The 26,974-nt window shown below is 57.5% G+C and carries 25 protein-coding genes; 20 read left to right on the top strand and 5 right to left on the bottom strand.

Features of this window, described 5'->3' with window-relative positions; genetic code table 11:
- Positions 1-686: 686 nt before the first annotated feature.
- The 8 genes from ACIQJ2_RS33590 to arcC all read left to right on the top strand — a co-directional run bounded on the left by ACIQJ2_RS33590 (position 687) and on the right by arcC (position 7,170).
- Entirely contained in the window at positions 687-929 is a 243-nt protein-coding gene (locus tag ACIQJ2_RS33590) for a type II toxin-antitoxin system VapB family antitoxin (protein WP_400746710.1), read from the top strand.
- Entirely contained in the window at positions 929-1,342 is a 414-nt protein-coding gene (locus ACIQJ2_RS33585; RefSeq protein ID WP_400676214.1) for a type II toxin-antitoxin system VapC family toxin, read from the top strand. Before ACIQJ2_RS33590 ends, ACIQJ2_RS33585 begins: the two co-directional genes overlap by 1 nt.
- Before the next feature lie 204 nt (positions 1,343-1,546).
- Positions 1,547-1,747, top strand: coding sequence for a type II toxin-antitoxin system VapB family antitoxin (locus ACIQJ2_RS33580; RefSeq protein WP_400676216.1), 201 nt, complete (start codon positions 1,547-1,549; stop codon positions 1,745-1,747).
- Positions 1,744-2,127 carry a PIN domain-containing protein gene (locus tag ACIQJ2_RS33575; RefSeq protein ID WP_400676218.1) on the top strand — a complete coding sequence of 128 codons (384 nt, stop codon included), beginning with the start codon at positions 1,744-1,746 and terminating at the stop codon, positions 2,125-2,127. Before ACIQJ2_RS33580 ends, ACIQJ2_RS33575 begins: the two co-directional genes overlap by 4 nt.
- 385 nt (positions 2,128-2,512) lie before the next feature.
- Positions 2,513-3,979: an arginine-ornithine antiporter gene (arcD, locus tag ACIQJ2_RS33570; protein ID WP_400676220.1), complete on the top strand. Its 1,467-nt coding sequence runs from the start codon at positions 2,513-2,515 to the stop codon at positions 3,977-3,979.
- 14 nt (positions 3,980-3,993) lie between these two features.
- Positions 3,994-5,211 carry an arginine deiminase gene (arcA, locus tag ACIQJ2_RS33565; protein ID WP_400676222.1) on the top strand — a complete coding sequence of 406 codons (1,218 nt, stop codon included), beginning with the start codon at positions 3,994-3,996 and terminating at the stop codon, positions 5,209-5,211.
- Positions 5,212-5,228: 17 nt separating this feature from the next.
- Entirely contained in the window at positions 5,229-6,230 is a 1,002-nt protein-coding gene (argF, locus tag ACIQJ2_RS33560; RefSeq protein ID WP_400676224.1) for an ornithine carbamoyltransferase, read from the top strand.
- Between the two features lies 1 nt (position 6,231).
- Positions 6,232-7,170, top strand: a complete 939-nt coding sequence (gene arcC, locus ACIQJ2_RS33555) for a carbamate kinase (protein ID WP_400676226.1) — start codon at positions 6,232-6,234, stop codon at positions 7,168-7,170.
- A gap of 212 nt (positions 7,171-7,382) precedes the next feature.
- Here the strand turns inward: arcC and ACIQJ2_RS33550 are convergent, their stop codons facing one another.
- Together ACIQJ2_RS33550 and ACIQJ2_RS33545 are read right to left on the bottom strand one after the other, a co-directional pair.
- A complete protein-coding gene (locus ACIQJ2_RS33550) occupies positions 7,383-8,873 on the bottom strand; it encodes an acetyl-CoA hydrolase/transferase family protein (RefSeq protein ID WP_400676228.1) in 1,491 nt (496 codons plus the stop codon).
- 206 nt (positions 8,874-9,079) lie between these two features.
- Entirely contained in the window at positions 9,080-10,345 is a 1,266-nt protein-coding gene (locus ACIQJ2_RS33545; RefSeq protein ID WP_400676230.1) for an MgtC/SapB family protein, read from the bottom strand.
- A gap of 221 nt (positions 10,346-10,566) precedes the next feature.
- Here ACIQJ2_RS33545 and ACIQJ2_RS33540 point away from each other — a divergent pair, with 221 nt between their 5' ends.
- Entirely contained in the window at positions 10,567-10,827 is a 261-nt protein-coding gene (locus ACIQJ2_RS33540; RefSeq protein ID WP_400676232.1) for a hypothetical protein, read from the top strand.
- 317 nt (positions 10,828-11,144) lie between these two features.
- Here the strand turns inward: ACIQJ2_RS33540 and ACIQJ2_RS33535 are convergent, their stop codons facing one another.
- Positions 11,145-11,855, bottom strand: coding sequence for an HlyD family secretion protein (locus ACIQJ2_RS33535; RefSeq protein WP_400676234.1), 711 nt, complete (start codon positions 11,853-11,855; stop codon positions 11,145-11,147).
- Positions 11,856-12,259: 404 nt separating this feature from the next.
- On the opposite strand from ACIQJ2_RS33535, the gene ACIQJ2_RS33530 reads away from it, so the two are divergent.
- Both ACIQJ2_RS33530 and ACIQJ2_RS33525 read left to right on the top strand, forming a co-directional pair.
- Positions 12,260-12,382 carry a hypothetical protein gene (locus ACIQJ2_RS33530; protein WP_400676236.1) on the top strand — a complete coding sequence of 41 codons (123 nt, stop codon included), beginning with the start codon at positions 12,260-12,262 and terminating at the stop codon, positions 12,380-12,382.
- Positions 12,383-12,546: 164 nt separating this feature from the next.
- Positions 12,547-12,996, top strand: a complete 450-nt coding sequence (locus ACIQJ2_RS33525; RefSeq protein WP_400676238.1) for a DUF2267 domain-containing protein — start codon at positions 12,547-12,549, stop codon at positions 12,994-12,996.
- A 468-nt stretch (positions 12,997-13,464) separates the two neighbouring features.
- On the opposite strand, the gene ACIQJ2_RS33520 is transcribed toward ACIQJ2_RS33525, so the two are convergent.
- Positions 13,465-15,066, bottom strand: a complete 1,602-nt coding sequence (locus ACIQJ2_RS33520) for an MBL fold metallo-hydrolase (RefSeq protein WP_400676240.1) — start codon at positions 15,064-15,066, stop codon at positions 13,465-13,467.
- 125 nt (positions 15,067-15,191) lie between these two features.
- Here ACIQJ2_RS33520 and ACIQJ2_RS33515 point away from each other — a divergent pair, with 125 nt between their 5' ends.
- Together ACIQJ2_RS33515 and ACIQJ2_RS33510 are read left to right on the top strand one after the other, a co-directional pair.
- Positions 15,192-16,022 carry a universal stress protein gene (locus tag ACIQJ2_RS33515; RefSeq protein WP_400676242.1) on the top strand — a complete coding sequence of 277 codons (831 nt, stop codon included), beginning with the start codon at positions 15,192-15,194 and terminating at the stop codon, positions 16,020-16,022.
- A gap of 318 nt (positions 16,023-16,340) precedes the next feature.
- The gene (locus ACIQJ2_RS33510; protein WP_400676244.1) at positions 16,341-16,988 is read left to right on the top strand and encodes a BON domain-containing protein; all 648 of its coding nucleotides are present in this window, start codon (positions 16,341-16,343) and stop codon (positions 16,986-16,988) included.
- Between the two features lie 95 nt (positions 16,989-17,083).
- Here the strand turns inward: ACIQJ2_RS33510 and ACIQJ2_RS33505 are convergent, their stop codons facing one another.
- Complete coding sequence (locus ACIQJ2_RS33505; protein WP_400676246.1) at positions 17,084-17,590, bottom strand: Hsp20/alpha crystallin family protein; 507 nt, start codon at positions 17,588-17,590, stop codon at positions 17,084-17,086.
- A 286-nt stretch (positions 17,591-17,876) separates the two neighbouring features.
- Here ACIQJ2_RS33505 and ACIQJ2_RS33500 point away from each other — a divergent pair, with 286 nt between their 5' ends.
- From ACIQJ2_RS33500 to mgtA, 7 genes are all read left to right on the top strand, one after another.
- Complete coding sequence (locus ACIQJ2_RS33500; protein WP_400676248.1) at positions 17,877-18,698, top strand: universal stress protein; 822 nt, start codon at positions 17,877-17,879, stop codon at positions 18,696-18,698.
- A gap of 173 nt (positions 18,699-18,871) precedes the next feature.
- On the top strand, positions 18,872-20,047 hold the full coding sequence (locus ACIQJ2_RS33495; protein ID WP_400676250.1) for an HlyD family secretion protein: 1,176 nt from the start codon (positions 18,872-18,874) through the stop codon (positions 20,045-20,047).
- A complete protein-coding gene (locus ACIQJ2_RS33490; protein ID WP_400676252.1) occupies positions 20,044-20,991 on the top strand; it encodes an ABC transporter ATP-binding protein in 948 nt (315 codons plus the stop codon). The genes ACIQJ2_RS33495 and ACIQJ2_RS33490 overlap by 4 nt, the downstream gene beginning before the upstream one ends.
- Positions 20,984-21,949, top strand: a complete 966-nt coding sequence (locus ACIQJ2_RS33485) for an ATP-binding cassette domain-containing protein (protein ID WP_400676254.1) — start codon at positions 20,984-20,986, stop codon at positions 21,947-21,949. The genes ACIQJ2_RS33490 and ACIQJ2_RS33485 overlap by 8 nt, the downstream gene beginning before the upstream one ends.
- A complete protein-coding gene (locus ACIQJ2_RS33480) occupies positions 21,946-23,082 on the top strand; it encodes an ABC transporter permease (protein WP_400676256.1) in 1,137 nt (378 codons plus the stop codon). Before ACIQJ2_RS33485 ends, ACIQJ2_RS33480 begins: the two co-directional genes overlap by 4 nt.
- A 2-nt stretch (positions 23,083-23,084) precedes the next feature.
- Positions 23,085-24,215: an ABC transporter permease gene (locus ACIQJ2_RS33475; RefSeq protein WP_400676258.1), complete on the top strand. Its 1,131-nt coding sequence runs from the start codon at positions 23,085-23,087 to the stop codon at positions 24,213-24,215.
- Between the two features lie 151 nt (positions 24,216-24,366).
- Positions 24,367-26,934: a magnesium-translocating P-type ATPase gene (mgtA, locus tag ACIQJ2_RS33470; protein WP_400676260.1), complete on the top strand. Its 2,568-nt coding sequence runs from the start codon at positions 24,367-24,369 to the stop codon at positions 26,932-26,934.
- The last annotated feature ends 40 nt before the right edge of the window (positions 26,935-26,974 follow it).

The raw sequence follows: 26,974 nt of genomic DNA, 5'->3' as shown, positions 1-26,974 counted from the left end.
TCTGGATTGATCATCGGCTTCCATGAGAAAGGACATCCTGGGCGGGACGTTTCCGAGCGCGCCGACAATCATCCCCTGCTCGACCTCCTGTTCGTCGCTGTATCTCTCTTGGACCCGGGCCGATGCCTTCATCCGCTCCCAGATCCCCGGAGAGTAGCTCTCCAGAGCCGCGATCGTTACGATTATCACAGAACGATGTATTAGATCCGGCTGCGAGGTCACGAAACTGAGCAGTAACTACCGTGTGTGCGCTCGCCAAGCTCAGTCTCGAAACAGACCGCAGCTTTTGAATTACGTGCCGTTGACGGGACGTGAACCCAAGATGCTGTCGTTACAAGAGTTGCCCGTTTGATTCGTTTTAGTAGTCGACGACCGCTTCGCCTGCTCGAAATCATGCTGGTCCCGCGTTCGGCCGCGATCTCGCTGAATGTAGGCCGCCGTACGGATGGCGGCCTCGGGGATGCTACGACAGGGCCTAGATTATTGTCTTTCGACGCCATTGGGCATCTTCGCAGCATGAGAGCGGTGGTAAGAACGCAGGCACTATTGCGCTTTGGCCAGCGCAGTATCGAAGACCTGCTACGGCGGCTCGTGCAGGAAAAAGGGCGAACGGGAACACCCATTGCGTATGGACAAAAATCGTCCGTGCGTATATACGGAAGCCGTCATGACAGCGAGGACGTCACATGCTCAGCATCAGAGATCAGGAAGTTCGCACTTTGGCGGAAGCCGTTATGCGCAAACGTGGTGCCTCCAACTTGACCGCGGCTATCAAGCTTGCGTTACAGCACGAGATTGAGAGGGCTGACGAAGCCATGCCCTTGAAACAGCACGTCGCAGATATCCGTGCTCGAGCACTTGCCAAGGCAAACTTACCGCCTGCCCCATCCTTAACGAAAGAGGAACGTGACGCACTCTGGGGCCAATGATGTTCATCGAAACCTCAGCATTCGTCGCCATCCTTGCAGGAGAGCCGGAAGCCGATACCTACTTGAGTGCGATCGATGGCGCCACACGGCGGCAAACCGGCGCGCATGTCCGGCTTGAGGCGACCATCAACCTGGCGCGTATTCTTGGGCTAGAGGTCCTTGATGCCCAGGAGATGTTCGACGCTTTTCTGCAAGTGGCCAAAATTACCCTGGTTCCGATCACCGATGCGATCGCCCGGCGCGCGGTGGAGGCCTTCGCCGTTTACGGCAAAGGAAAGGGCCATCCCGCCCAACTCAACTTCGCCGACTGCCTGTCCTATGCCTGCGCGGACGCTCTAAAGATGCCGATCCTCTTCAAAGGACGTGATTTTGCAGAAACGGATCTTCGGAGCGCTCTATCCAGCGAGAGCTGAGCCGCGTCAATCTATCAATAGGTGGACAAAGACAGGGGATGTCAAGAAACCGCAGATGCATGTTTTGCCCTTGAACCAGTTCGAACAATGGAGCCCGGCTTGCGTGGACTGAAGACAATGCCCTGCGCATGGGAACAGAAAAGAGGCGTGGAATTCATCACCAACTGGTGCTATTTTATATGCCTCAGCAAAGGGATTCGGCTCATGCGATCGACTATCAATCTCGACGATGCACTCATGGATAGGGCGAAATCATTGACCGGGACCAAGGAAACCGCGGCGCTCGTTCGCCAGGCATTGGAGACGCTCGTCCGTGTAGAGTCCGGGAAACGCCTTATCGCGCTTGGCGGAACCATGCAGGACGCCGAGGCACCTCCGCGCCGCCGGAGCGAGGCAGTTGAGTGATATTGGCAGACACTTCGATCTGGATTGATCACTTCCGATCTGCCGACGCGGAACTGCGCAGGATTATCGAGGATGATCGACTTCTTTGCCATCCAAGCGTTATCGGCGAGCTGGCTCTTGGCAGCCTTCGGGATCGCGGTAACGTGATAGCCTTCCTGGCCGCCCAGCGAGCCGCTGTCGTCGGGACACATGACGAAGTCATGATAATGATCGATCGACATGGTCTTTTCAGTATGGGTATTGGCTACACGGATGCTCACTTGCTGGTGTCGGTTCTTCTTGACCCAAGAGCCTCCTTGTGGACCAGGGACAAGCGCCTGCAGGCAGCTGCGAAAAAGGCAAAAGCTTCTCTGCATATACCGGTCAGTGCCCCTCACTAACGCTGACGCTTTAGGCCTGATGCTTCGGACAGGATTGCGATCCCCTTGCTCTTGAGCCAACTCGAACCTCCGACCCCGTTGCTTTCCGAGCATCAGTTATGAGCTTTCACTCCGAGGCCCGCCAAAAGATCGTCGCCGGTCAACGCCCCTTCTTGGAAAATCTAGAGAGACTGCTGTTTTCAGGCTCGCAATATGCCGCCAATCAGACGGATAGCGGGTGATGCGGCATTGTAGCTGCGGCGAACTCCAGCATCGTCGGCCAACATTCTGAGTGCGGTGTCCAAGTTTACAAAAAAGACACTCGACTTGACCAGGATCAAGGTTTGTTACCGCCACCCAGTGTCCACTGCCTCCCAAAGATGTCCTTGATCCCTGGGAGAAAACCATGACTTCGATCGGCATAAAACTTGTCGCCTCGACCGAGCCGGTCGCGGTTAGTGGGAAATTGCGACTGGGTTCGTTAACGGCGTTGGTCATCGGTTCAATGATCGGCTCCGGCGTCTTCAGCCTGCCGCAGAATATGGCGGCAGGTGCCGGCCCGTTGGCCATCGCGATCGGCTGGGGGATCACGGCGATCGGCATGCTGGCGCTGGTCTTTGTGTATCAATCCCTGGCCACCCGCAAACCAAACCTGAACGCTGGTCCCTATGCCTACGCAAAGGCCGGATTCGGTCCATTTATTGGCTTCAACAGTGCGTGGGGTTATTGGCTCAGCGCATGGATCGGTAATGTCTCCTATGCGGTTATTGTTTTCAGCGCCCTATCCTATTTCTTTCCATCCTTCGGCGACGGAAACACATGGCAGGCGGTGCTCGGTGCGTCCGCCCTGCTGTGGCTGATTCATGCGCTTGTGCTTGCAGGTATTCGCGAAGCGGCAGTCGCGAACCTTGTCGTCACCATCGCAAAGATCGCCCCGATTGTATTATTCATCGGCGTCGGCGTCGTCGCCTTCAAGCTGAATGTCTTCTCGCTCGATTTTACCGGTCTGGGCAATGCGAGCCTCGGCTCGATCACCACACAGGTCAAGAGCACCATGCTGGTCACCCTTTGGGTGTTCATCGGCATAGAAGGTGCCAGCGTGTTCTCCGCCCGGGCGGAGCGCCGACGCGATATCGCCACGGCAACGGTGCTCGGTTTTCTCACTTGCCTCGCATTCTACGCGCTCGTCTCCCTTCTTTCGCTCGGCATCCTCAACCAACCTGCGCTTGCTGCGCTGAAAAATCCGTCCATGGCCGGGGTGCTTGAGGCGGTGGTCGGCCCCTGGGGGGCGGCTCTTATCAATATCGCGCTCGTCATCTCGGTGATCGGCGCCTTTCTAAGCTGGACGCTTCTCGCAGCCGAGATTCCCTTCGCGGCGGCCAAGGACGGGACCATGCCGAAATTCCTCGCCTCGGAAAGCGAACGGGGCGTCCCATGGGCCTCGCTGCTGATCACCAATCTTCTCGTCCAGGCGTTCCTTGTGGTCACACTCTATGCCCACAGCACGTATCAAGCGCTATTTTCCATCGCATCAACCGCGATCCTCGTGCCCTACATCTTCTCAGGCGCCTATGCCGCAAAGCTGGCCATCTCAGGCGAAAGCTATGCACCGGGTGAGCGGCGAACCGCGCCGATGCTCATCGGGCTTTTGGCAACGCTTTACGGGCTGTGGCTCGTTTATGCGGCCGGGCCGGCCTACCTGTTCATGTGTGCGATCCTCTATGCGCCGGGCATTCTCTTTTACGTTCTTGCCTGTCGAGAGTCGGGTCAAAGGCCCTTCCGTCGCTTCGAAGCCGTGCTTGCCGTCGTGCTTACTGCGGTGGCCCTTCTTGCCGCCTACGAAATGTGGGCCGGCCTCATCAGCCCGTTTTGACAAGGAGCAGCGTGATGAATGTTCTAGGGGTTCATTCGGAAGTCGGTCGTCTCCGCGAAGTCATGGTTCATCGACCCGATCTGAGCCTGCGGCGCCTGACACCAGACAATTGCAAGGCTTTGCTTTTCGACGACGTGCTTTGGGTCAAGCGTGCACGCCAGGAGCATGACGTCTTCGTCGATGCTTTGCGCGAGCGCGGTGTGATTGTGCAGTCTTTGGGCGAATTGCTCACGGAAACGATGGCTTTGCCCAAGGCGCGCCGCTGGCTGCTCGACCGACGGGTCGAATCCACGGTTGTCGGACGTGACATGGTCGATGAACTGCGTGGCTGGCTGACCGAGATGCCAGCGGATCAGCTGGCAAGCTACCTCGTCGGCGGCATCGCACGCGCCGAGTTGCCATTTGAACCGCTTGGGCTCACGGGACGGACGCTGGCGCCGCAGGATTTCGTGCTACCGCCGCTACCGAACCAGCTCTTTACCCGCGACAGTTCCTGCTGGATCTACGGTGGCGTCTCGGTCAATGTGATGTATTGGCAGGCGCGACGGCCAGAGGCTGCAAATGTCGAGGCGATCTATCGCTTTCATCCTCGGTTCAACGCAGCCGACTTCATATTCGTCTCGCCCGAGAGCCCGGTCACCGGAACCAGTCTTGAAGGTGGCGACGTGATGCCGATTGGAGATGGTGTCGTCCTGGTTGGCATGGGTGAGCGCACCACTCCGCAGGCGGTCGGCGCGCTTGCTCGAAGCCTCTTTGCAAGTGGTATCGCAAAACGCGTCATCGCGGCCCTCATGCCGCGCGACCGCAGCTTCATGCATCTCGATACCGTCTTCACCTTCTGCGACCGGGATCTGGTGACCATGTATCCTCCCGTCGTCGATCGCTTGCGGAGTTTCTCGCTGCGGCCGGGCGATGCCGAAGGTTCGGTGGAGACCCGCGAGGAGACATCTCCGTTTACCGACGTGGTGGCGCAAGCGCTTGGATTGAAGAGCTTGCGTGTCGTTGCGACCGGCGGCGACCATTACGAAGCCGAGCGCGAGCAGTGGGATGATGGCAACAATGTCATCGCCATCGAGCCCGGCGTTGTCATCGCCTACGACCGCAACGTCTACACCAATACACTGTTGCGTCGCGCAGGTGTCGAGGTGGTCACCATCGAAGGTGCAGAACTCAGCCGCGGCCGTGGTGGCGGACATTGCATGACATGCCCGCTTTCTCGCGCCCCCCGATAGTTAGAAAGGAACTTGTCATGCCCATCAATCTTCATGGTCGCAGCGTTCTCTCCCTCGATGATCTGGATGCCGAGGATATTCGTTATCTGCTGCGCCTTGCGGCCGATCTCAAGGCCGCAAAACTGGGCGGTTATGAAGTGCCGCGCCTGATGCGAAAGAATATCGCCCTTATCTTCGAAAAGGACTCGACACGCACCCGAACCGGGTTCGAGGTGGCAGCTTATGACCAGGGCGCCCACGTCACCTACATGGGTCCCTCCGGCAGCCATATTGGCCACAAGGAATCGATGAAGGATACTGCGCGCGTTCTCGGCCGCATTTATGACGCCATCGAATATCGCGGGTTCGCGCAGAGTGCGGTCGAGACGCTGAAAGCCTATTCTGGCGTGCCTGTCTATAATGGGCTGACTGACGTATCTCATCCAACGCAAATTCTCGCCGATCTTATGACTATGCGCGAATTCACCCACAAGCATCTGTCTGACATGGTCGTGGCCTTCCTTGGCGACGGGCGCGACAATGTGGCGATGTCGCTGGCGCTCGGCGCTGCCAAGGTTGGGATCGATTTTCGCCTCGTCTCGCCGACGGCTCTTTGGCCGGACCAGGCTTTTGTCGATCATGTGAAATCGGAGGCATGGAAGAGCGGCGGCAAATTCGCTTTGATGGAACATGTCGGTTCAGGGGTTTTGGGGGCCGATTTTGTCTATACGGATGTCTGGCTTTCAATGGGCGAGAGTGAATCGGCCTGGGAGGAGCGCATCGGGCTTCTCTCCCCCTTCCGGGTTACCGCCAAAGTGATCGAGGCGACCGAAAACCCCTATGCGAAGTTCATGCATTGCCTTCCAGCGTTTCACAACACCGAGACAGAAGTTGGCGCCCGCATCTCCAAGGAATATGGCATTGATTGCATGGAGGTGACGGACGAGGTTTTCGAGTCTCATGCCTCCATTGTTTTCGACCAGGCCGAAAATCGCATGCATACGATCAAGGCCTTACTCGTCGCGACGATTGGGGGCTGACATGCTGATCGTTGCTGCGCTCGGCGGGAACGCACTTCTGCGCCGCGGCGAGCCGATGACCGCTGAACATCAGCGCGCCAATATCCGGGTCGCTGTTGCCGCCTTGGCTGATGTCATTCATGCCGGTCACTCTTTGGTCATCACCCATGGCAACGGCCCCCAGGTCGGGCTCCTCGCTCTGCAGGCGGAAGCCTCCAACAGCAATGGTTTTCCATTGGATGTCCTGGGCGCCGAAACAGAGGGGATGATCGGCTACATGCTCGAACAGGAGCTCCAAAATCTCCTGGAGAATAATCTAGTTGCAACCTTGTTGACCATGGCACGGGTGGAGGCGGCCGATCCCGCCTTTTCACATCCGACCAAGTTCATCGGGCCGGTTTACGATGCGGCGACCGCCCGCCGGCTCGCCAGAGCGCGCGGTTGGAGAATTGCGCCCGATGGTGAAAGCTGGCGGCGCGTCGTCTCCTCGCCAAAACCCTTGGCAATCGTCGAGGCAAAAACCATCGCCTTGCTGGTCAATCACGGCGTGACCGTCATTTGCACCGGAGGCGGAGGCATCCCTGTGATTAAGCAGGAGGACGGCAGACTTACCGGGATCGAGGCCGTCATCGATAAGGATGCTGCCAGTGCGCTGCTGGCAAGACAGCTCAACGCCGACATGTTGCTGCTTCTGACAGATGTCGATGCGGTCTATCTGGACTACGGGACCCCAAAGGCTCAAAGATTGGGTCGCATTCCTCCGGAGATGTTATCTGAGGTGAGGTTCCCGCCAGGCTCGATGGCGCCGAAGGTAGCTGCAGCAATTCAGTTCGCGAACGAAATGGATAGGCCGGCTGGCATTGGCAGGCTGGAGGACGCCGGCGCCATCGTCCGCGGCGAGAAAGGAACCTTGCTCGACCCACGTCTGTCGGCAAAAGGTTGCAATAGGCAGCAGGCATAGGCCGATTCATTCCGCATGCGAGATTCGAACTCCTGCGTGCCAACGATCAATATCGCGTGCGTCGAGGCTCCGATTTCAAAAACCCCCTGTTTACGCAGGGATGTGTGGGCGCCTCCTCCAGATAGTGATCAACGTCTCCATTCCGGCACACAGATGCCGTCGGGGGCGTCCAGCAGAAGCCGATCGTGAATAAATGATCCTCCATATCCAAGCTAAGCCAGCATCCGACCGATTTCGCGCAGTGAGCTGTGCCACTTGAGTGCCTCTTCGATGACGTGTGGCGTTTGTCCGCCCCGCGCAAGGGCTCTTTTGTGGTAGTCGGACAAGGCCTCGCGGTAGGCCGGATGCACACAATTGGCGATAATGGTCGTTGCGCGTTCCCGCGGTGCGAGACCGCGAAGGTCAGCCAGCCCGGTTTCGGTCACCAATATATCCACGTCGTGTTCGGTATGGTCCACATGGCTGACCATGGGCACGACCCTTGAGATCGCACCGTTCTTTGCCGTCGATTTCGTAACGAAGATGGACATATGGGCGTTACGAGCAAAATCGCCCGAGCCTCCAATACCATTCATCATGTGTGTTCCACCGACATGGGTCGAATTGACATTGCCGTAGACGTCGAACTCCAAGGCGGTGTTGATTCCGATGATCCCAAGGCGACGAATGACCTCCGGATGATTGCTGATTTCCTGCGGGCGCAGGATCAGCCGCGATTTATATGCCGCGATATTTGGAATGACCTTGCGATACATGTCGGCGGACAAGGTCATTGAGGAACCGGATGCAAATGTGAGCTTTCCGGCATCGATCAGATCGAAGGTCGAATCCTGAAGGACCTCGGAATACATGGTCAGATCGTGAAACGGCGTATCGATGAAACCGTGGAGTACGGCATTCGCGATCGTACCGATGCCTGCCTGAAGCGGCAGCAGGCTTTGGCTCAAGCGTCCGAGTTTGACCTCATGCATCAGGAATTCAGCTAAATGCCCCGCAATCGCCCGCGTTTCGGCATCCGGCGGCTGAACGGTCGAAGAACTGTCGCTGTTGTGCGTGACGACAACAGCGGCGATCTTCTCCGGGAGAACCGGAATAAAAGGCACTCCAATCCGGCTGTCTGGCGTCATGACCGGAATTGCCTCGCGGCTTGGCCGGCGCGTCGGGATATAGATATCGTGCAGCCCTTCCAATTCCTGTGGCTGCGACTGGTTGATTTCGACGATGACCTTATCGGCCAGGATCGCGAAGCTTGCCGAATTGCCGACCGATGTCGTCGGAATGATCCCGCCGTCTTCGGTGATGGCCGTCGCCTCGATCACGGCAATATCGACCGGTGAGATCTGACGGCTGCGTAGAAGTTCCACCGTCTCGGACAGATGCTGATCGATGAACATGACTTCGCCGGCATTGATCGCGTTTCGCAGAACCGGATCGGACTGAAAAGGCATACGGCGGGCGAGCACATGCGCCTCGACCAGGGCCTTGTCGAGATTGTTCCCCAGCGACGCGCCGGTCATCAGCGTGATCTTCAGCGGATCGTCCTTGGCGCGCTTGGCAAGTGCCATTGGCACGGCCTTTGCCTCGCCTGCGCGCGTAAAGCCGCTCATACCGATGGTCATTCCGTCCTTGATCAGCCGGGCGGCATCGTCGGCGCTGACAATGCGTTCGAGCAGTTCCCTGTTTCTAATGCGCTCGCGAAACATGGCGATCCTTTCTCAGATCATGGATATCAGGAACAAGAGCCGAGTTTGCGACATGCGCTGCATCTCGGTCTTTCGGGGTAAATGCGACGAGAAGTCGGGATATTTTCTAAGCCGAGGACGCAATGCTGCATTGATTTCTGTCAATGGAGCTCGGTGCCCGCCATGATTTCATGGGGGATCGCGATGTCCTGGCCCCCGGCCGGCGGTCACGCCAAAGTGCTGAGCGCGATATAGGCAGCAACGGCGACGACGAGCGCCATCAACGTTGTCACACTCAATGCTGTGGCGTAGGCGCGACTTCCGAACATGATGGCCAGCACCATCTTCACTATAAGATTGGCCGCCGCGGCCACAGAGATCGCGATCGTCGCAACCTCAGTCGTCAGCACCGACCCCGCCATGCGTGCCGTCGACAGGGTGATGGCATCAAGATCGGCAAGTCCCGAAAGCGGCGCGACGACAAAGATCATCGATGGCCCGATCTGGTCGATCACGAATTTCGATAGGAAGCTTATGACGCCGAGAAATGCTCCGAAGCGGAGAACCGTGAGCAATTCGAACGGATTATCTGGATTGATGTCGGTTGCCTTATCGTCGGCCTTCGCTCCCCTGAGCATCAGGAAGGTCGCCGAAAGAAAGACAAGAATGACGGGAACGAACGCGACAGCCAGCTTGAGAACGAGCACAGGCGCCAATATGCCACTGATGACCAGTGCGCGTCCGATGGACATTGCTCCGGCGATCGACGCGCCGGCAACGAGGCTGTGGGTCGCCTGGGTGCTGCCGGACGATAGACGCGCAAAGGACAAGGTGACGGCGGTAGACGATATGAACCCGCCTGCAGCGCCACTAAAAAGGATTCCATGCTTTGGTCCGGCAATGCGGATCGCCAGATAGCCGATATAGGAGATGGCGGCAATCAGGATTGTCAGCAGCCATAGCTGGAATGGGTTGATCGCATTCCAGGGATCGATTGTTCTGTTGGGAAGGAGAGGCAGCGCAACGAGTGTCATGGCAAGCAGCACGAGTGCAGCTCTAAGTTCCAGCCATGTCAGATTTCGCAGGAATCCATGCAGACTATGGCGAGCAGCCAGCAAGGCGGTCACCGTGACGCCTCCGGCCGCAGCGACGGTCATGTCGGAAACGGTGGCAATGACCCCAAGGACGAAGACGGCGAGAGCCGCTATGACGCTGGTGACGCTATAGTCTTTCTCCTGCTCGGCCTCGTATCTGCTGAAGACGACGAATGCGATGCCGAAAACAACGAAAACGGCGACCGGCAGGATCGGTCCAAGCTTGACTTGCAGGAAACCTGCCATGCCGCCGAGAAAGCCGGACAGGCCGAAGGTGCGAATACCAGCCGTTCTTTTACCGGACTCCATCTTGCGCTCCTGCCAGCCGCGCTCAACCCCGACCAGAATGCCGATGGCAAGAGCGAGGCTGAGACGCTGAAACGCTTCGATGATATCCATTTCTTGACAATAGTGACGAGTGAATGCGCAAGCAATCTGGACTACTAAATTCCACTGTCGGGCACCTCACTGACCGCTGAGAAGCGACTTGCGAAAACGCAGCGTAGCCATGGCAAAGAATGCCGCTCCGATGCCGAAGAGCGCCAGCATTTGCGGCCATACGATCGCAAATCCGGCTCCCCGATGAAGCACGGCCTGCGATAAGGTGACGAAATGTGTCGATGGCGGAAGCTGCATCACATTCTGGTCATGAGGGAACCTTTGACCGGCACTGCAAAGACAAAACGGGTCATCAGCACAAGAAGAATGAAACTCAGGAAGGCGATAGCGACATTAGCCAACTGCTTGCCAAGAAGGAATTCGATCTTCTTGACGGGCGTCGACTGGAAGTTGGCGATGGATCCGGTTTATTTCTCCTTGACGACGCCAAGCGCGGTCATGATGGCGGGAATGAGCACCAGCATCAGTACGATGACACCTGACACAATGGCATTGTGCGCTTTTGAAAGCCTGATTGCAAGGAAACCGACTTTCAATTTCAATGGGATAGGGGGATGTGGCGCGACCGCTTTGACGGGCGGCATTATCCGTCATGTAGCTCGTGGCAAGCCCTGAGACATAGCCGCGCGCCGTCTCCGCCCGGAAACGCATGGCGCCATCGAGCCAGACCGAGACTTCCGGACGGGTCTGACGCAGGAGATCTCTGCCGAAATCGGTCGGAATCTCGATCGCCAGCTTCAGCTCGCCGCTTTTGACACGGGTCTCCAGGTCATCGATGGAGGACACCGCCTGTTGCTCATCAAAGTAGCGCGAACCCTGGAAGCTCTCCAGAGAGACGCCCAGCGGCCCTCGCCGGCAGAAAAACGGTCACATAGACGTCAGTCAGATCCGGGAGTGTCGCGATCGGCGCGCCGGCTGCCACCACTTCGCCCGACTGCACCAACTTGAATTCCACACGTCCTCGTCTGGGCGCCTTTAGGATCGCATCGTCGAGTTGCGAGCGAAGGCGCGCAGCCTCGGCGCGGGCGGCGTCCAGCCCAGCCTGAGTCTCATCGCGGCTTGCGAGCGCGGAACGAGAGACCGCCTCGGCAACGGCGAGCTGGCTGCGACGCAGGTCGAGTTGTTGCCGCGTACCGCTGCCGGTGACACTGAGATCGGAGGCTCGTTCAAGTCCCAGGCGCGCAAGTGTGAGTTCGTTCCCACGCTGCGCGATGGTCGCCTCGGCAGTTGCCACGCCGGTTTCGGATCGCCGAACGTCCGCCTCCGCGCCCAAAAGCTGCGCGCCTAGCTCGGACGTGTCCATCTGCGCAATGACAGCGCCGGCATCGACTATCTGTCCCTCCTCGACAAGGACGTCGGCGACACGGCCAGCTAATTTTGCGGAAACCAGAACCTGTTGTGCCTCGATGCGGCCGTTGGGCGTCGCGATGCCGCGCAACTGGTCTGTGCCGCGCAGCTTGTTCCAGAGCTCTTGCACGCGGTCGTTCAACGTTGCTGCATCACGCGCCACGGCGTCGTGGCTTCCTGAATCAGGCTCAGGATCGCAACAACGGCAAAAAGAAAAGGGACATGGGATTTGTGCAAGAAACGGCTCCCGAAGAACGAATTGAATGGGTACTGCCGGCGTGGCGAACCACACAGGCGCTGCGTTCATTGTTGACGGGTGAGACTCCCCATCATTGATGTAGATCATCTGCCGAGTGCAGGCGTCGCCGTTACTCTTTGTTCTATCCGATCCGTGAAGAAAGATTTTCCGTCCTTTGAGAAGAGATTTCGGCTGGCAAGAAGCAGCAAAAGGCCAAGAGATCTCACATCCCTCTGCCATTCTTTCGGCCCGATAGACAGGTCTCGTTTCGTCTCTACTGGTCGATCACGACGTGACCGTCATCTGCAGGGGCGGCGGAGGGAATCCCTGTGATCGAACAGACGGACGGTGGACTTACCGGGATTGAAGCCGTCATCCACGAAGATCCCGCTGATCTGCGGCGCGAAGTTTCCCGCGGCTCCATGGCGCCGAAGGTCGCTCTTCATAAGTGATCCGCGGAGACCGTTCAACTCGGGGGAAATAGTTTCGCAATTGATCGTCAGAGCCGGCAAGACGTCGCCGCAACATCCAACGCAAATAGAACCGTGATGTTGATCCAGGACAACGCGCATCATCGGGATTTAGGTGACGATAGTCTTGATTAAGGAGGCTTACCATGAACTTTATCCCTTCCCAGACCTTCTCGGATTCTGCGCGCCAAGCCGAAACATGGGTCGTAGAATTGTCCGAATATCTCCATTGTGAACGGAATGATGCCTATGATTGCCTACGCTTTGTCCTACACGCGCTGCGGGATTCAATGGGCCAGAAGGCAATGGCTGACTTCTCAGCGCATCTGCCGCCATTGATCCGGGGGCTATTCTACGAAGACTGGCAGCCTGAACACGCCCAACGGTGCTCAGATAAAATGGCTTTCCTTGCGAGTATAGGCACGCGATCAGTGAGGCTGAACGACCTGGGCGTCGAGCAGGCAGCGCAGAATGTCTTCAAGTTGCTCGATCATCGCTTGAGCCCAGCTGTGATCAAGAAAGTCAAGCTCGCGATGAATCCGTCCCTTGGGTCGCTCTGGCCCGAGCGCCCACAGCAGTCAGATAGCGGCGCGTAGCTTAACAAGGCGAACACCCGCAAACTTCGGTTTGAGAAACACATACGCTTGCCGCGCTGCCTTTATTCCGACCGATTGCTGCCGTGCGCTGTCATTTCATGCTCGCTATGTGCGCAATCGGCTGACCGTCTCGCAACCACCGGACTTTGCGGTGGTACCAGCCTGGTTGCCTGCGGCTTCGGCTGCTGCATCAAGTCGCTCCAAGGCATATACTATCGTCGCATCGGTGGCCTCGTGACAAAGGCTTGCGTTTGTGCGGCACCCATCAAGGGCTTGTCTGATCCTATTCTTGATCGAGAGCATTCCCTTGCGTCCGGAATGGGCCGAAAGCTCATGCAGGCAACTTGTTGCGACAATCTCTGACGCGATGAACTTGCCCTCGAGCACTGCGAGTGTCTGAATGGCGAGTCGCTGCCCTCCCCTTCTGCAATCGCGATCGGTCTTCAGCATAGTCTTACTCTTTTGTGGCTAGCTTGAACGCCCGTCTTCCTCAATAGCTCTTTTGACGCGCCGAAGAATAACGGCGCGCGCTTTTCGGTCGGCGGTTTGACGCAACCGCTCCTCCAGATCGAGGACGATCGATTGGTAGTCGTTGTGCCAATCCGAATGGCCGACATCCTGGGGTACAAGGCGCGGAGGCGGCGTGACATGCGCAAGCGGTGCGGCGGCTGTTTTCGTCAGACTGTAGCTGTCATCGAGCGATGGTATCATGATGGCGGCGTCCGGCTTCTCCACCAAGAGACGAGATTTCAGGCTGTCACGCGCGCCTGGTTCGCCGTGAACCAGAAACAGCCCCGAACGGATCGGTTCCCTGGCCCCTATCCACTGCGTCAGCTCGGTAGCATCGGCGTGACCGCTATAGGCATCCAATGATCGCACAGTCGCGCGGACGATGATTTCTTCACCCTGGATTTTTACGGTGCGCGCGCCGTCTTCAAGAATTCTCCCAAGCGTACCGGCTGCCTGGAATCCGACAAGCAGCACTGTGCCTTCATCGCGCCAAAGCCAGTTCTTGAGGCGGTGGCGAATGCGGCCGGCCTCACACATGCCGCTGGCAGCGATGATGATATGGAAGCCGCGAATGAGGTCGATTGCTTTTGATTGCTCGGCCGTTTCCGTAAAGCGCACATTTTTGGCATTCAGCGCTTTGATTAGCAGGTCGCCGTTGGGGATGGAACGTGCATGCTGCTTGAAGATTGCAGTTGCGCGCGAAGCCAATGGGGAATCGATGATGACGGGACAGCGGGATATCTCACCGGCGTCCATCAGCACATTGATATCAGCAAGCAATTCCTGTGTGCGCTCGACCGCAAATGATGGGATCAGCAGGGCGCCGTTGGGATGACAGGCCTTGAGAAGGATCTCGCGAAGCTGCCCACGACGAGCAACGTCGGAAACTTCATCTCGTTCGCGATCCCCATAGGTGCTTTCGCAGATGACGTAGTCAAAATCCTTGGGAGCGTCTGGTCGGGCCTCTAAAAGTTTGTGCTGCGGACCGACATCACCGGAAAACAGCATGCGGATCGGGCCGTTTTCGGTTGCAAGCTCGATTTCGACCGAAGCCGAACCGAGCAGATGTCCGGCGTCCCAAAGCCGAAACCCAAGCCCGCCCTCCAATCTCTGCCATTCTTTATAGGCAACTGCTCGAAACTGTGTCATCGCGGCACGCGCGTCTTCTGCGGTATAAATGGGTTGCAACGTGTCGCGCGATCTGTGCCGGTTGCGGCGATTCAGCTGCTCGACCTCTGCTTCCTGAATATGTCCGGAGTCTTGCAGCATGATTGAACAGAGATCCAAGGTCGCGGGCGTACAATAGATCGGCCCGTTGAAACCGGCTTTCACCAGCTTCGGGATAAGTCCGGAATGATCGATATGCGCGTGGGTCAAAATGACGGCGTCAACCAGAGACGCATCGAACGGGAACGGCCTGTAATTCAGTTCCTTCTCGGTCTTGGAGCCCTGGAACATGCCGCAATCGACCATTGTGCGTGTACCGCGATACTCAAGGACAAAGCACGAGCCGGTCACCGACCCGGCCGCACCGTAGAAATGTAAAACTGAATCTGTCATCTGGCTCCCTCGCATGCACCTAACCTTATGTGCGGCGGATCAGGTTTTCTTTGCTCAAGATCAAGGAAACAGGATAAAAAGTGAGATTCTCTGTCCTTTCCTCCAAATGGGAAGGCGATCTCATCATGTCCATCAAAACGGTCTTGAGCATCCTCGACGTCAACCAGTTCAATGATGATCTGAAGTGCGCCGTGGACTTTTGCCACTCACACGACGCACACCTCACGGCATTGTTGATAGCGATGTGCGCAACTCCCCACTTCAGCTCATACGAATCTCTCGCCGATAGGCTCGACAGGCGCGTGCGCGACACAGAAAACCTGACGGAGAAAGCATGCGATGTTAGAACGCTTGTCAAGGGAAGCATAGGGTCATACGAGGTGCAGGAAATCTATACAGAATATGCTTGGGCCGACGAGGATATCGCCGAGCGGGCACATTATGTCGATCTGGTTCTTGTCGGTGCGCAAGCCGCCCACAATGATTTGCTTCGACAAAGAGTGGTCGATGGAGCATTGCTTCAATCGCCCACACCTGTGCTGATCAATCCAACCAACAAGCATCTTGGAGAAGCGCCAAAGGTAGTCCTGTTGGCCTGGGATTCGAGCGAGGCTGCCGCCCGGGCAACTCGGCAATCGATAGACTTCTTGCAAGCCGCCGGAACGGTGCATGTGACGCTCGTCGAGGCGCCTTCCTTGCACGCTGCAGGCTGCGAGGAGCAGGGAGCGAACATATCCAAGTTCCTTGAGCGGCACGGTATTAGGGTTAGCCTCGATTGCATTTCTGATAATGGGCATTCCGTGGAGAAAACGCTTCGAAAACATGCGGTTGAGATTGGCGCCGAGATGATCGTCATGGGAGCTTATAGCCATCCGCGGCTTAGACAACGCCTGTTCGGCGGCGTGACGCAATCGATGCTGAATGACCTGGATTTACCCTTGTTTCTCGCTCACTGACGAGCCCGGACGGCCGCCCGGCGCTCGTTTTCGACTTTGGCTCGGTACTGCTTTGCTCGTCATGCCTCGGCACGGCCTTTGGAGAATCGGCTGAGACCTGTGACAGGATCTGGCACCGATCCATTTGCGAGAAAAGGCAATGGCGAGGTTCCTTGCTTTGATGCCCACTCGAGCAGGACCAGCGATGCACTTACTCCTCTGAGGATCTGCCCAGGAGATCCATCTCGTGTTTGACCCAGCGCAATGACGTCATGGGCAGGCAGGCTGAAGATTGGTTCGAGGCCTCACCCTCAATCAATTGTCTTCAAGGAGGAAATCATGAGTGATCTGATGATACGTCGGGATATCCTCGACGAACTGGAATTTGATCCCTGCATTGACGCTGCCGGGATCGGCGTTTCGGTGGAGAATGGCATCGTAACGCTATCTGGCCATGTGAAGAGTTGTGCCGAGAAAATGGCGGCGGAGGCTGCTACCCGGCGGGTGAAAGGCGTCCGGGCGATTGCCGAGGAAATCAATGTGCGTTGGCCCGAGCAGAAAAGGCATGCCGACGATGAGATCGCAGCTCGCGCACTTGATATCATTTCCTGGGACACCGCGTTGCCCGACGGCGCCATTGACGTCAAGGTCCAACGCGGATGGGTAACACTCTCCGGCGAAGTGCGCTGGCACTTCCAGCGCATGGCGGCCGAAGATGCCGTCAAAAAGCTCGGCGGCGTTGTTGGTGTGACGAATATCCTGACCATCCGACAGCGTGTCGGCACATCAGATATAAAGGAACGCATCGAGCGGGCGCTACGGCGAAACGCTGAGATCGAGGCGGATGGAATCAGAGTTCGCGTCGCCGACGGCAAAGTCGTCCTTGACGGCGACGTTCATGCCTGGAGCGAGCGTCATGCAGCGGAGCAAGCGGCATGGTCTGTCCCTGGCGCCGCCATTGTCGAAAATCATCTTCATGTCGGTTAACGCCAAAGGGAGGGGTAAGCCCCTCCCTTCTTCTGCCGCCGTCCCCTTGGCAACCTGGAGCCGAGCCGCGACGACAAGTGTTGAGCGCTTTTGGGCTAGGCCGCCTTGATTGCAATTTTCCGGTCATTCTTGTGAGTATTGGCCGTTTTCGGCAAAATGACCTTCAACACGCCGTTTTCGAAGGATGCGTTGATATTGTCTGCATCGACACCATTCGGAAGTTGGAGACTGCGCTGGAACGACCCATAGCGCCGTTCGCTGAGATAGTATTCTTTCTCCTTTTCTTCCTGGCGTTCGTGCTTTTCGCCTCTGAGCGTCATGATGCCGTTGGCGAGCGTGAGATTCAGCTCCTTCGCATCGATCCCAGGAAGCTCAACTGTGAGCTCATAGCTCTTGTCGGACTCGACGAAGTCGGCAGCCGGGATGCCACGCGTGAAGGTATTCGGGAAACGCGCGAATGTGTGGTCGAAGAAGCCTGAGGTGAAATCATTGAAGACGCGATCCATTTCCGACCGCAGGCTCTCGAATGGCGCCCAGCGCTCCATGGCGGGCGCCGTCTTCCTCTCCGTGTTCACAGGAAGCTTTCTTGCGGTATCGGCCATATCATTTCTCCTCTTCGTTGCGAGGACCTTGAAGGACGACTTCGTCCAGGCCCTTTTCCAAACCGTCTTCGTGAGACGCGGAATCATCAAAGACGCGGTTGCCGGACCTTTCATTGATCAGCATCAAAATGGCGCGATATCAGTCGCCGTTAGGCGATCGAAGCCCTCATTTATCGGTCATGAGCGCATAGAAGGGTCCTATCCGGTCGAGCAATCTTGACTTTCATCAAAGCGGCGGAAGGGCGCTCACGTGATCATTAGGTCAGTTTGCTGGAGAAAGACTGACATGAAACCGCAATTCCATCTGCCGTTGATCACCTATCCCAATGCCAGTTCGTTCTCTGTCGTTCAAAACGCAGTTGACTTTACGCGCCACCAAAAGGCTGATCTCAGCGCAAACCTCCTTCAAATCGAGATGCCGCCTGCCGCTCAATCGTCTCCGTGGGTTGACGACGTCGAGCGAGTGAACTCGGAGGCGAAGCGCTTCAGCAGCGATAGCGCTGTCGCATTGAGCGAAGCAGTGTGCGACTACGCCCGCAAGGCAGACATTCGCACCATCGTTCAGACATTCGAAGCGCCGGAGCCGCTAATTCTTGAGACTCTGGCGGAAATCTCGCGTGCTTATGACCTGTCAATTATCGAGGCGTCCGAGACCATGATGCCATTGCTTGAGAAGCTTCTGTTCGAAAGCGGCCGCCCTCTCGTCCTGTTCCCCGCAAAACATGTCTGCGGCCGGGTCGACACGGTGGCAATCGCATGGGATGGAAGCGCGCCCCTGTCGACAGCTTTGACTGGTGCCAGGTTATTCCTGGCAGGCGCATCGAAGGTCATTTTGATATCGATCACCGATGATGGCTCGATGAATGAGAAGGCCCGGGCCCGATATGCGGAGGTTCTACGCAACAGCGGCCTGGATGTCGAAGTTGTCGTGGCCCGTGCAAATGGCCGGGAGGTGGCTGTTGCTATCCAATCGGCAGCCAGAGCGCTTCATGCGGATCTGCTTGTAGCCGGTGCTTATGGGCATTCCCGAATTCGCGAATTTGCGCTTGGCGGCGTCACTCGATCGCTGCTGTCCGATCTCGAGATGCCGGTTCTTGTTGCCCACTAACAAGAAGATGGAAGGTCGATACCAACGTTTGCACCTTCCGGCCGGGGCGGCCAGCCGAACGTTTGAGACTTAACCTATTCCCGATCGCCAACGTGTTCAGATGTCCGCGTGTTGACAAAGATCAAGGTGCTCAGGCCATCGAACCTTTAGCAAAGCCTCAGAGGTGAACGCTGATGCCTATCGAAACTGACGAAACCACCAAGAGCACCGCAGAGAAACCCGTCGAGACCGCCGCCAGCGAGGCGGAAAGGCTCACGCGACAGGGCAATATCCCAACGATGAAGTTCGCACCGGTTCCCGACGCCTTGCAGAACGAGGTGGTCTCGGGACGAACTGTTGAGCCGAACGCGAAGGATCGTCGAAACCGCCGGTTGGCCGTGGGCGTCGCGATCGTCGCTGCCGCGGCCGGTTTTGCCTATTGGTATTGGCAGCCGCTCCGGCAAGCCCTATTCGGCCCTTCCCTCGCGATTGACCACATTACCATCTCCGGCAACATCGAAGCACATCAAAGCGTCCTGAGCTTCACCCAGGTACAGGCTCCGATCATCGAACTTCCTTTCGATGAAGGTGCGCATATCGAGACCGGAACGGTGCTCGCGCGAGTGGACGACCGTCTTTATCAGCAACAACTGGCAATAGACCGCACCAACCTCAACGTTGCGATTGCCCAGGTCAGTGTCAGTCAAAGCAATCTCTCGGCCGCTCAGCACAGCGTTGCCAGCGACGCTTTCGATCTTGCCGAGAAACAGCGCGACTATGCTCGCGCGGAAACGCTGGCAAAGAGCGACGCCGTCTCGCAGCAGACACGAGATCTCGCATTGACCGCGCAGCAGCAATCGTCGGCGCTTCTCGCGCACGATCAAGCTCTGGTCGGCGTGGCTGAAGCCAATGTTCGCCTCGCGACAGAAAACGTCGCAACCGCGGAAGCCAAGATCAAATTGGATGAAACAACGCTTGCCTATGCGACGCTGCGCGCACCCTTCAGCGGGGTTGTCGCCATCCGCGAAGCCGAACTCGGTCAACTGGCCGCTCCGGGAGTCGCCATCCTCACGCTTGATGACCTCGACCACATCTGGCTTCGCGCCTATGTGAACGGTCCTGATATTGGCAAGGTGCGGCTGGGCGAAGCGGTAGATGTCGTCACTGATACCTATCCCGACAAAATCTATAAGGGCCGAATTAGCTTCATCTCCCCGCAGGCCGAGTTCACGCCGAAAACCGTCGAAACCCACGCCGAGCGCATCACGCTCGTCTACAGGATCCGCATCGAGATCGATAACCCGACACATGAATTGCTGCCAGGCATGCCGGCCGACGCGACCATTCCTCTCCTGGCGTCTGGCCAATGATCGCCGCGGCAACCGATACCGCTGTCCACGTGCAGGGCCTCGTTCGCCGTTTTGGCTCGCTGTCGGCCGCGCGTGACATCAACCTCGACATCGCTCGTGGCGAGATATTCGGGTTGGTCGGGCCGGACGGTGCCGGCAAGACCACCATTATGCGCGTGCTTGCTGGAGTGCTGCGCCCGGATGCAGGCACGGTCACTGTCGAGGGTGTCGACGTTGTTGCATCGCCGGAATTGGCGAAATCGCTGATCAGCTATATGCCCCAGCGTTTCGGGCTCTACGAGGATCTGACAGTTGCCGAAAACATCTTCTTCTACGGGGAGCTGTTTGCCGTCCCGCGAGCGATCCGCCGCGAGCGCACGGGGGCACTTCTGGAGGCGGCCGGTCTTCGCGGCTTCGAACGCCGTCTTGCCGGTCAGCTCTCCGGCGGCATGAAACAGAAGCTCGGGCTCATATGCGCGCTCATACACACACCGAAGGTGCTGCTTCTCGACGAGCCCACAACTGGGGTCGATCCAGTCTCGCGTCGGGACTTCTGGGCGATTCTCTACGGCTTGCGGGAAGAAGGTGTCACCATCATCCTTTCCACGGCATACATGGACGAGGCCGAGCGCTGTTCCCGCTTGGCGCTTGTCAACGCCGGCGAAATCCATCACTGCGACACGCCGACAAAGTTGAAGGAGGCGATGCCGGGCGCGCTGCTCGCCGTAGTGGCAGACAATCCTCGCGCTGCCCGCAATGCCTTGATGGATGCCCCTGGCGTTCTTGGGCTGCTCCTAATGGGAGACAGGATCAATGTCCGGGTTGACGACGCAGGCACGCGAGAGCCCGAACTGCGCAAGCGGCTCGCTACGCATGCTATCTCGGTGAGTGCCATCACGCCAGTCGAGCCAGCAATCGAGGATGTCTTCGTCGCACTTCTGGGCAAGGAGCAGCACGATGGATAACCCTGGTCCGGCACCAAAGGCAGCAACCGTCCAGATGCAGGGACTTAGCAAACGGTTCGGTACATTCCTGGCGGTCGACAACCTTAGCCTTACCATCACCAAAGGTGAAATCGTCGGGTTCATCGGTCCGAACGGCGCGGGTAAATCGACGACGCTGCGCATGCTTTGCGGCTTGCTGCGGCCGAGCGGCGGATCTGCGTTCGTCGCGGGTTATGACGTTGCACGCTGTCCTGAAGAGGTGCGCGCGCATATAGGTTACATGTCGCAGAAATTCTCTCTCTATTCTGATCTCACTGTCAGAGAAAATCTGCGTTTCTTCGCGGGGATGTATCACGTTCCCCGCCGGGAAATGAACTCGCGAATGGCGCAGGCGATAGCGACCGCTGGCCTGGAAGGGCGTGAGGACGCTCTCGTCGAAACATTGGCTGGCGGCTGGAAGCAGCGCTTGGCACTCGGCTGTGCCATTCTACATCGCCCGCCAGTCCTGTTTCTCGACGAGCCAACGTCAGGCGTCGAGCCTGAAGCACGGCGTCATTTCTGGGACATGATCCACAATCTGGCCGGAAGCGGCGTAACCATCCTCGTGTCAACCCACTATATGGACGAGGCCGAGTATTGCAACCGGATCGCGCTGATCAACGCGGGGAAGCTGGTTGCGGTTGGAAGCCCAGGACAATTGCGGCGGCACGAACTTGGCGGAGAGCTGTTCGAGATCTCCTGCAACATGTTGGGAGCCGGCCTGACCAAGCTGCGGCAGGCTCCAGGCGTAATCGATGCAGCCATTTTTGGCGACAAGTTGCATGTCTTGCTCAGCGATAGTTCCGCCGCAGCAGACCTTCCCTCATGGCTTGGAGAAGACGGCTTCATCGCCGGCACCCCCTGCCGCATCACGCCGAGCCTGGAGGACGTTTTCGTCCAGCTCGTCTCTCGCGGTCATTCCGAAGGCGCACATCCATGAACAGCCGCCGATTGTTCGCCATAGCCTACAAGGAGACGCTGCAAGTCTGCCGGGATCCACGCAGTCTTGCGATAGCGTTGTTGATGCCGCTGTTGCAGATGGCACTGCTCGGCTACGGCGTCAGCCTGGATATCAAGAACGTATCACTTTGCGTCTACGATCAGGAAAACAGCCAGACGAGCCGCGATCTCACCAGTCGTTTCGTAGCATCCGGATGGTTCGAAGCGGTCCACGCGCTCGACAGCGACCGCTCTATTCGACAGGCCATCGGGCGCGGCGGCTGCATCAGCGCACTGGTTATTCCCGTAACATTTTCCAAGACTATGAGCTCCACCGGACGGGCTGACGTCCAGACGATATTCGACGGCACCGATTCCAATACCACCAACATAGCGACCGGCTATGCAAAAGGGGTGATTGCCGAAGCCCTGGCCGATTTTGAAAGCCGATGGGCGCAAGCTCATGGTCTGCAGCCCGACGCTATTGGGCAGATCGATCTGCAAATGCGTGTCTGGTTCAATGCGGGTCTGGAAAGTCGTGATTTTATCATTCCCGGAGTGGTCGCCGTCATCCTCGCCTCCGTCGGCGCTCAGCTGACCTCGCTCACCATATCACGCGAGTGGGAAAGGGGTACGATGGAACAACTTATCTCTACCCCTGTCACTGCGTTCGAAGTCATGCTCGGTAAACTCGTTCCCTATTTTCTGATTGCGCTAATCGACGCCGCCTTCTGTCTTGTCGTCACCATTTTCTGGTTTCAGGTGCCGTTCAGGGGCAGCGTCATGACTTTGGTGATGACGACCGCGCTGTTTGCCGTCGTGGTGCTTGGGATCGGCTACCTGCTGTCGGTTCGCATTCGCAGCCAGCTGGGCGCCAGCCAGATTGCATTGATCCTTACGATGCTGCCGACCACCATGTTGTCCGGTTACACTTTCCCGATCGACCAGATGCCCGCGCCCGTCCGCGCCGTGACGTTCCTCGTTTATGCTCGATATTATGTCAGCATCCTTCGTTCCATATTTCTCAAGGGCAGCTCCGTGACGGATCTGGCGGCTCCGCTTCTCGGGCTGGTCATCTTTGCGGTATTGATTGGCTATCTGGCCGCGGTAGCCTTCCGCAAACGGTTGGATTAGCCATGTTCGAGCGCCTATACGTCATGCTGATGAAGGAGTTCATCGAACTCAAGCGCGATCGCTGGGCAATCTTCCGGCTGGTCGTCCCGCTGGTCCTTCAGGTGATCATCTATGGATATGCAGCGACATTTACCGTCAATCATGTGGCAACCGCCGTACTCGATCTCGATCGAAGCCAGGCGAGCCGCAACCTGATTTCCCATTTCGCGGCTGCGGGCCGTTTTGATATCGTCGACCGCACGGGCGACGAACGCACGATCACCCACGATATCGACACTGATCAGGCAACCGTTGCGATTTTGATCCATGCCGGATTCGAACAGGACCTGAGCAATGGTCGCTCCGCAGCCCTAGAAGTCGTGGTTGACGGCACCAACTCCAACACGGCGCTGATCGCGGCCGGCTACGTCAGTCAGATCGTTGCCCAATTCGACGCCGAAAATGCCAGGGAGACAACGCGCCTCGATGCGGGCGTAGCCCCCAGCACCGTGACGATTGCGCTACAGCAGCGCCCCTGGTTCAACGAGGGACTGGACGATCGCTGGTTCTTCATTCCTGGCGTCATCGGCACCTTGACATTGATGCAGGTGATGAGCCTCACAGCATTTGCGATCGTGCGTGAGCGCGAAGTCGGAACGCTCGAGCAGGTCATGGTCAGCCCCATTCGCCCCTTCGAATTCATCCTCGGCAAAACCCTGCCATTTTTCCTCATTGGCCTTGGCGACATCCTTCTCGTGGCTACAATCGGCGTGCTCTGGTTTCGCGTGCCATTTGTCGGAAGTCCCTGGATCATGCTTCTGGGCGCCTGTCTATTCCTGTTAGCGGCGCTTGGCCTCGGTCTCCTATTGTCGGCTTTTTCCCGGACGCAGCAGCAGGCCTTCGCGTTGAATTTCTTCCTGCTCAATCCGCTGTTCATTCTCTCGGGATTTGCATTTCCGATCTCGGCCATGCCGAAAGTCTTGCAATGGCTGACGATTATCAACCCGTTGCGCTACTTCCTGGTCGTCATCCGCGCTGTATTCCTCAAAGGAGCCGGCCTCGATGTTCTATGGCTCGATTTCACGGCAATGGCAGTCCTTGGCGCTGGAATGCTGACCCTGAGCGTGATGCGGTTTCGCAAGTCGTTGGATTGACGTCCGCTTCAACCCAATCGGCGTTCCACTCACAACGGCACACAACGCGACAGGAAGATGTCGAGCGCGCGGAGCCGCGAGTTTTGACTGGTGTCAATGAAGCACTGAGGTCAGCTGGCTAGTATCAGCTATACTCAAGGGATCAATTGACATGAACGCTCCTCTCAGAAGTCGGGATTCCGCAAACCAAAATTCGACATCGACCACGCCCTATTGGTCGAAGAGCGAGGACGTTCTGCTGCACGATCTTGGCTCGCAGACAAAAGGCCTTTCACCTCAAGAGGCAATTTCGCGGTTAAAAAGCTACGGTCCGAACACAGTCGTCGCGATAACGCACACGAATGGGCTTCATATTCTGGTGCGGCAATTTCTCAATCCTCTCGTTCTCATTCTCATCTTTGCCGCGACGGTATCTTCGCTGGTCGGGGAGATGCATGATGCGATCATCATAAGCCTCATCGTCCTTGCGAGTTGCCTACTGGGCTTTTCTCAGGAATATGGAGCGACCAAGGCGCTAGAGGCCCTGAAGAAAAGTATTTCATTGTCTGCGACGGTTGTGAGGGGCGGCATAGAATCCCTTGTCCCGGCAAGCACCGTCGTCCCAGGTGATATCGTCAAGCTTGCTGCCGGCAGTCTTGTGCCGGCCGATGGCATGATCCTTTCATCACGTGACTTGAACGTCAGTGAGGCAGCTCTGACGGGCGAGACCTTCCCGGTTGGCAAGATGGCGGGCGTCTGTCCTCCCGACGCCCCGATCGGCGCCAGGACCAATTGCGTCTTTACCGGCACATCGGTTCGCAGCGGCACAGCAACTGTTATAGCTGTCGATACGGGCGCGCGCACCGAATATGCGGGCATCGCCGGCGCAATCGCGAGACAGGTACCCGAAACGGATTTTTCGCGAGGCATAAGGCGCTTCGGTTACTTGATGACACGGATCATGTTGATGATCGTCATTACTGTCTTTGTTGCCAACCTGCTCCTGCATCGACCGTTGATCGACTCGTTGCTATTTTCTCTGGCGCTGGCCGTCGGGCTCACGCCAGAGCTTTTGCCGGCGATTATCAGCATGACGCTCGCCCGCGGCGCGCACGCCATGGCCGCCGGCGGCGTTATCATTCGCCGGCTGGACGCGATTGAAAATCTCGGCAGCATGAATCTTCTATGCACCGACAAGACCGGCACGCTGACGGAAGGCATTATAAAACTCGACGATTGCGTCGATCCAGGCGGCATGCACTCCCAGCAGGTCCGATTGCTCGCCGTTTTGAACGCATCGTTGCAGGCCGGCCTCAAAAACCCGCTCGACGATGCCATACTGGCCAACGACACTAACGCAGATCTAAAAGCCTTCGTGAAGAAAGACGAGATTCCATACGATTTCATGCGCAAGCGGTTGTCGGTCATCGTTGGTGAGATCGGTCAGGGTACGATGATGGTCTGCAAGGGCGCAGTCGCCAGCATCCTATCCGTCTGTACCTCTGTCAGGACAGGCAAAGCTGTCGAGCCCCTTGATGACCGGTGGCGTGCGGACATCGACGCGCGTTATCGCAAATGGGGCGAGGACGGCATTCGGGTAATCGCAATCGCCACCAGGCGCTTCGCCCAAGACCAGGGATCTTATGACGCGGACGACGAGTGCGGGCTCTGCCTTGAGGGCTTTCTATTGTTTCTTGATCCGCCGAAGGCCGGTATCAAGAACGCATTGGCGGGGTTGAGACATCGCGGCATCGGCATCAAGATCATATCCGGCGACAACCGCTACATCGTCAAACACCTGGCCGACACGATCGGGCTGAAAACGAAACAGGTTTTGACCGGCGCAGAGCTGGTGTCGATGAGCAGTGATGCGTTGTTTGCCCGTGCCCCAAAAACAGATCTGTTTGTCGAGATCGATCCCAACCAGAAAGAGCGCATTATCAAAGCGCTGCGGCGTTCCGGCCATGTCGTCGGATATATGGGCGATGGCATCAATGATGCGCCAGCCCTTCATGAGGCCGATGTCGGCATTTCTGTCGACGGCGCGGTCGATGTCGCACGGGAGGCTGCGGATCTCGTCCTGTTGAAACAGGACCTCAACGTGCTGATTCGCGGTGTAGACGACGGTCGGCGAACCTTCGCCAACACCATGAAATACATATCGATCGCAACGAGCGCGAACTTCGGCAACATGATCAGCATGGCGATCGCCTCCCTATTCCTCCCCTTTCTGCCGCTGCTCGCCAAACAGATCCTGCTTAACAACCTCCTTTCCGACATTCCAGCCATGGCCATTGCCACGGATCGGGTCGACCGACGGCAGGTGCAGCGCCCAAGGCGTTGGGACATCGGCAGTATCCAACGCTTCATGATCTTCTTTGGTCCGGTCAGTTCGCTGTTCGATTTCGCGACGTTCGGATTTCTGCTTGTCGTCGTGCATGCATCAACGAGCCAGTTCCGCACGGCCTGGTTTGTGGAGTCGCTCATTACACAGCTTGCAACCATGCTGATCGTTCGTACGACCATGACGGCATGGAAAGACAGACCGGGTCCTCTGCTCCTATGGTCGACGGTAGTCATTGCCCTCGTCGCCCTCGTCCTGCCTTACATCCCGATGGCTGCGAGCACGTTCGATTTTGCGCCGCTCCCTGCGCCGTTGATGGGAGGTCTGATCGCAATCTCGGCACTTTACATGGCGACGCTCGAGCTGGTGAAACGCTTCTATTTTCGACCGCGATGACGGTGCCGGCAATATTGGCGAGGGCTGCTTTTATATCGGT

It is taken from the genome of Rhizobium sp. NPDC092011, assembly GCF_044756305.1.
Classification (GTDB): domain Bacteria; phylum Pseudomonadota; class Alphaproteobacteria; order Rhizobiales; family Rhizobiaceae; genus Rhizobium.
Note: the sequence above shows the minus strand (reverse complement) of the source record. Positions and strands in the feature narration are given on the sequence as shown.

What these genes read in the sequence shown, in the direction of transcription:
- ACIQJ2_RS33525 (WP_400676238.1), top strand. Translation starts at nt 12,547, where the DNA reads ATGAACTTTATCCCTTCCCAGACCTTCTCGGATTCTGCGCGCCAAGCC.
- ACIQJ2_RS33485 (WP_400676254.1), top strand. Translation starts at nt 20,984, where the DNA reads ATGGATAACCCTGGTCCGGCACCAAAGGCAGCAACCGTCCAGATGCAG.
- ACIQJ2_RS33480 (WP_400676256.1), top strand. Translation starts at nt 21,946, where the DNA reads ATGAACAGCCGCCGATTGTTCGCCATAGCCTACAAGGAGACGCTGCAA.
- arcA (WP_400676222.1), top strand. Translation starts at nt 3,994, where the DNA reads ATGAATGTTCTAGGGGTTCATTCGGAAGTCGGTCGTCTCCGCGAAGTC.
- ACIQJ2_RS33590 (WP_400746710.1), top strand. Translation starts at nt 687, where the DNA reads ATGCTCAGCATCAGAGATCAGGAAGTTCGCACTTTGGCGGAAGCCGTT.
- ACIQJ2_RS33545 (WP_400676230.1), bottom strand. Translation starts at nt 10,345, where the DNA reads ATGGATATCATCGAAGCGTTTCAGCGTCTCAGCCTCGCTCTTGCCATC.
- ACIQJ2_RS33580 (WP_400676216.1), top strand. Translation starts at nt 1,547, where the DNA reads ATGCGATCGACTATCAATCTCGACGATGCACTCATGGATAGGGCGAAA.
- ACIQJ2_RS33550 (WP_400676228.1), bottom strand. Translation starts at nt 8,873, where the DNA reads ATGTTTCGCGAGCGCATTAGAAACAGGGAACTGCTCGAACGCATTGTC.
- arcC (WP_400676226.1), top strand. Translation starts at nt 6,232, where the DNA reads ATGCTGATCGTTGCTGCGCTCGGCGGGAACGCACTTCTGCGCCGCGGC.
- argF (WP_400676224.1), top strand. Translation starts at nt 5,229, where the DNA reads ATGCCCATCAATCTTCATGGTCGCAGCGTTCTCTCCCTCGATGATCTG.
- ACIQJ2_RS33515 (WP_400676242.1), top strand. Translation starts at nt 15,192, where the DNA reads ATGTCCATCAAAACGGTCTTGAGCATCCTCGACGTCAACCAGTTCAAT.
- ACIQJ2_RS33585 (WP_400676214.1), top strand. Translation starts at nt 929, where the DNA reads ATGTTCATCGAAACCTCAGCATTCGTCGCCATCCTTGCAGGAGAGCCG.
- ACIQJ2_RS33490 (WP_400676252.1), top strand. Translation starts at nt 20,044, where the DNA reads ATGATCGCCGCGGCAACCGATACCGCTGTCCACGTGCAGGGCCTCGTT.
- ACIQJ2_RS33495 (WP_400676250.1), top strand. Translation starts at nt 18,872, where the DNA reads ATGCCTATCGAAACTGACGAAACCACCAAGAGCACCGCAGAGAAACCC.
- ACIQJ2_RS33540 (WP_400676232.1), top strand. Translation starts at nt 10,567, where the DNA reads ATGGCGGAAGCTGCATCACATTCTGGTCATGAGGGAACCTTTGACCGG.
- ACIQJ2_RS33500 (WP_400676248.1), top strand. Translation starts at nt 17,877, where the DNA reads ATGAAACCGCAATTCCATCTGCCGTTGATCACCTATCCCAATGCCAGT.
- ACIQJ2_RS33475 (WP_400676258.1), top strand. Translation starts at nt 23,085, where the DNA reads ATGTTCGAGCGCCTATACGTCATGCTGATGAAGGAGTTCATCGAACTC.
- ACIQJ2_RS33510 (WP_400676244.1), top strand. Translation starts at nt 16,341, where the DNA reads ATGAGTGATCTGATGATACGTCGGGATATCCTCGACGAACTGGAATTT.
- arcD (WP_400676220.1), top strand. Translation starts at nt 2,513, where the DNA reads ATGACTTCGATCGGCATAAAACTTGTCGCCTCGACCGAGCCGGTCGCG.
- ACIQJ2_RS33520 (WP_400676240.1), bottom strand. Translation starts at nt 15,066, where the DNA reads ATGACAGATTCAGTTTTACATTTCTACGGTGCGGCCGGGTCGGTGACC.
- mgtA (WP_400676260.1), top strand. Translation starts at nt 24,367, where the DNA reads ATGAACGCTCCTCTCAGAAGTCGGGATTCCGCAAACCAAAATTCGACA.
- ACIQJ2_RS33505 (WP_400676246.1), bottom strand. Translation starts at nt 17,590, where the DNA reads ATGGCCGATACCGCAAGAAAGCTTCCTGTGAACACGGAGAGGAAGACG.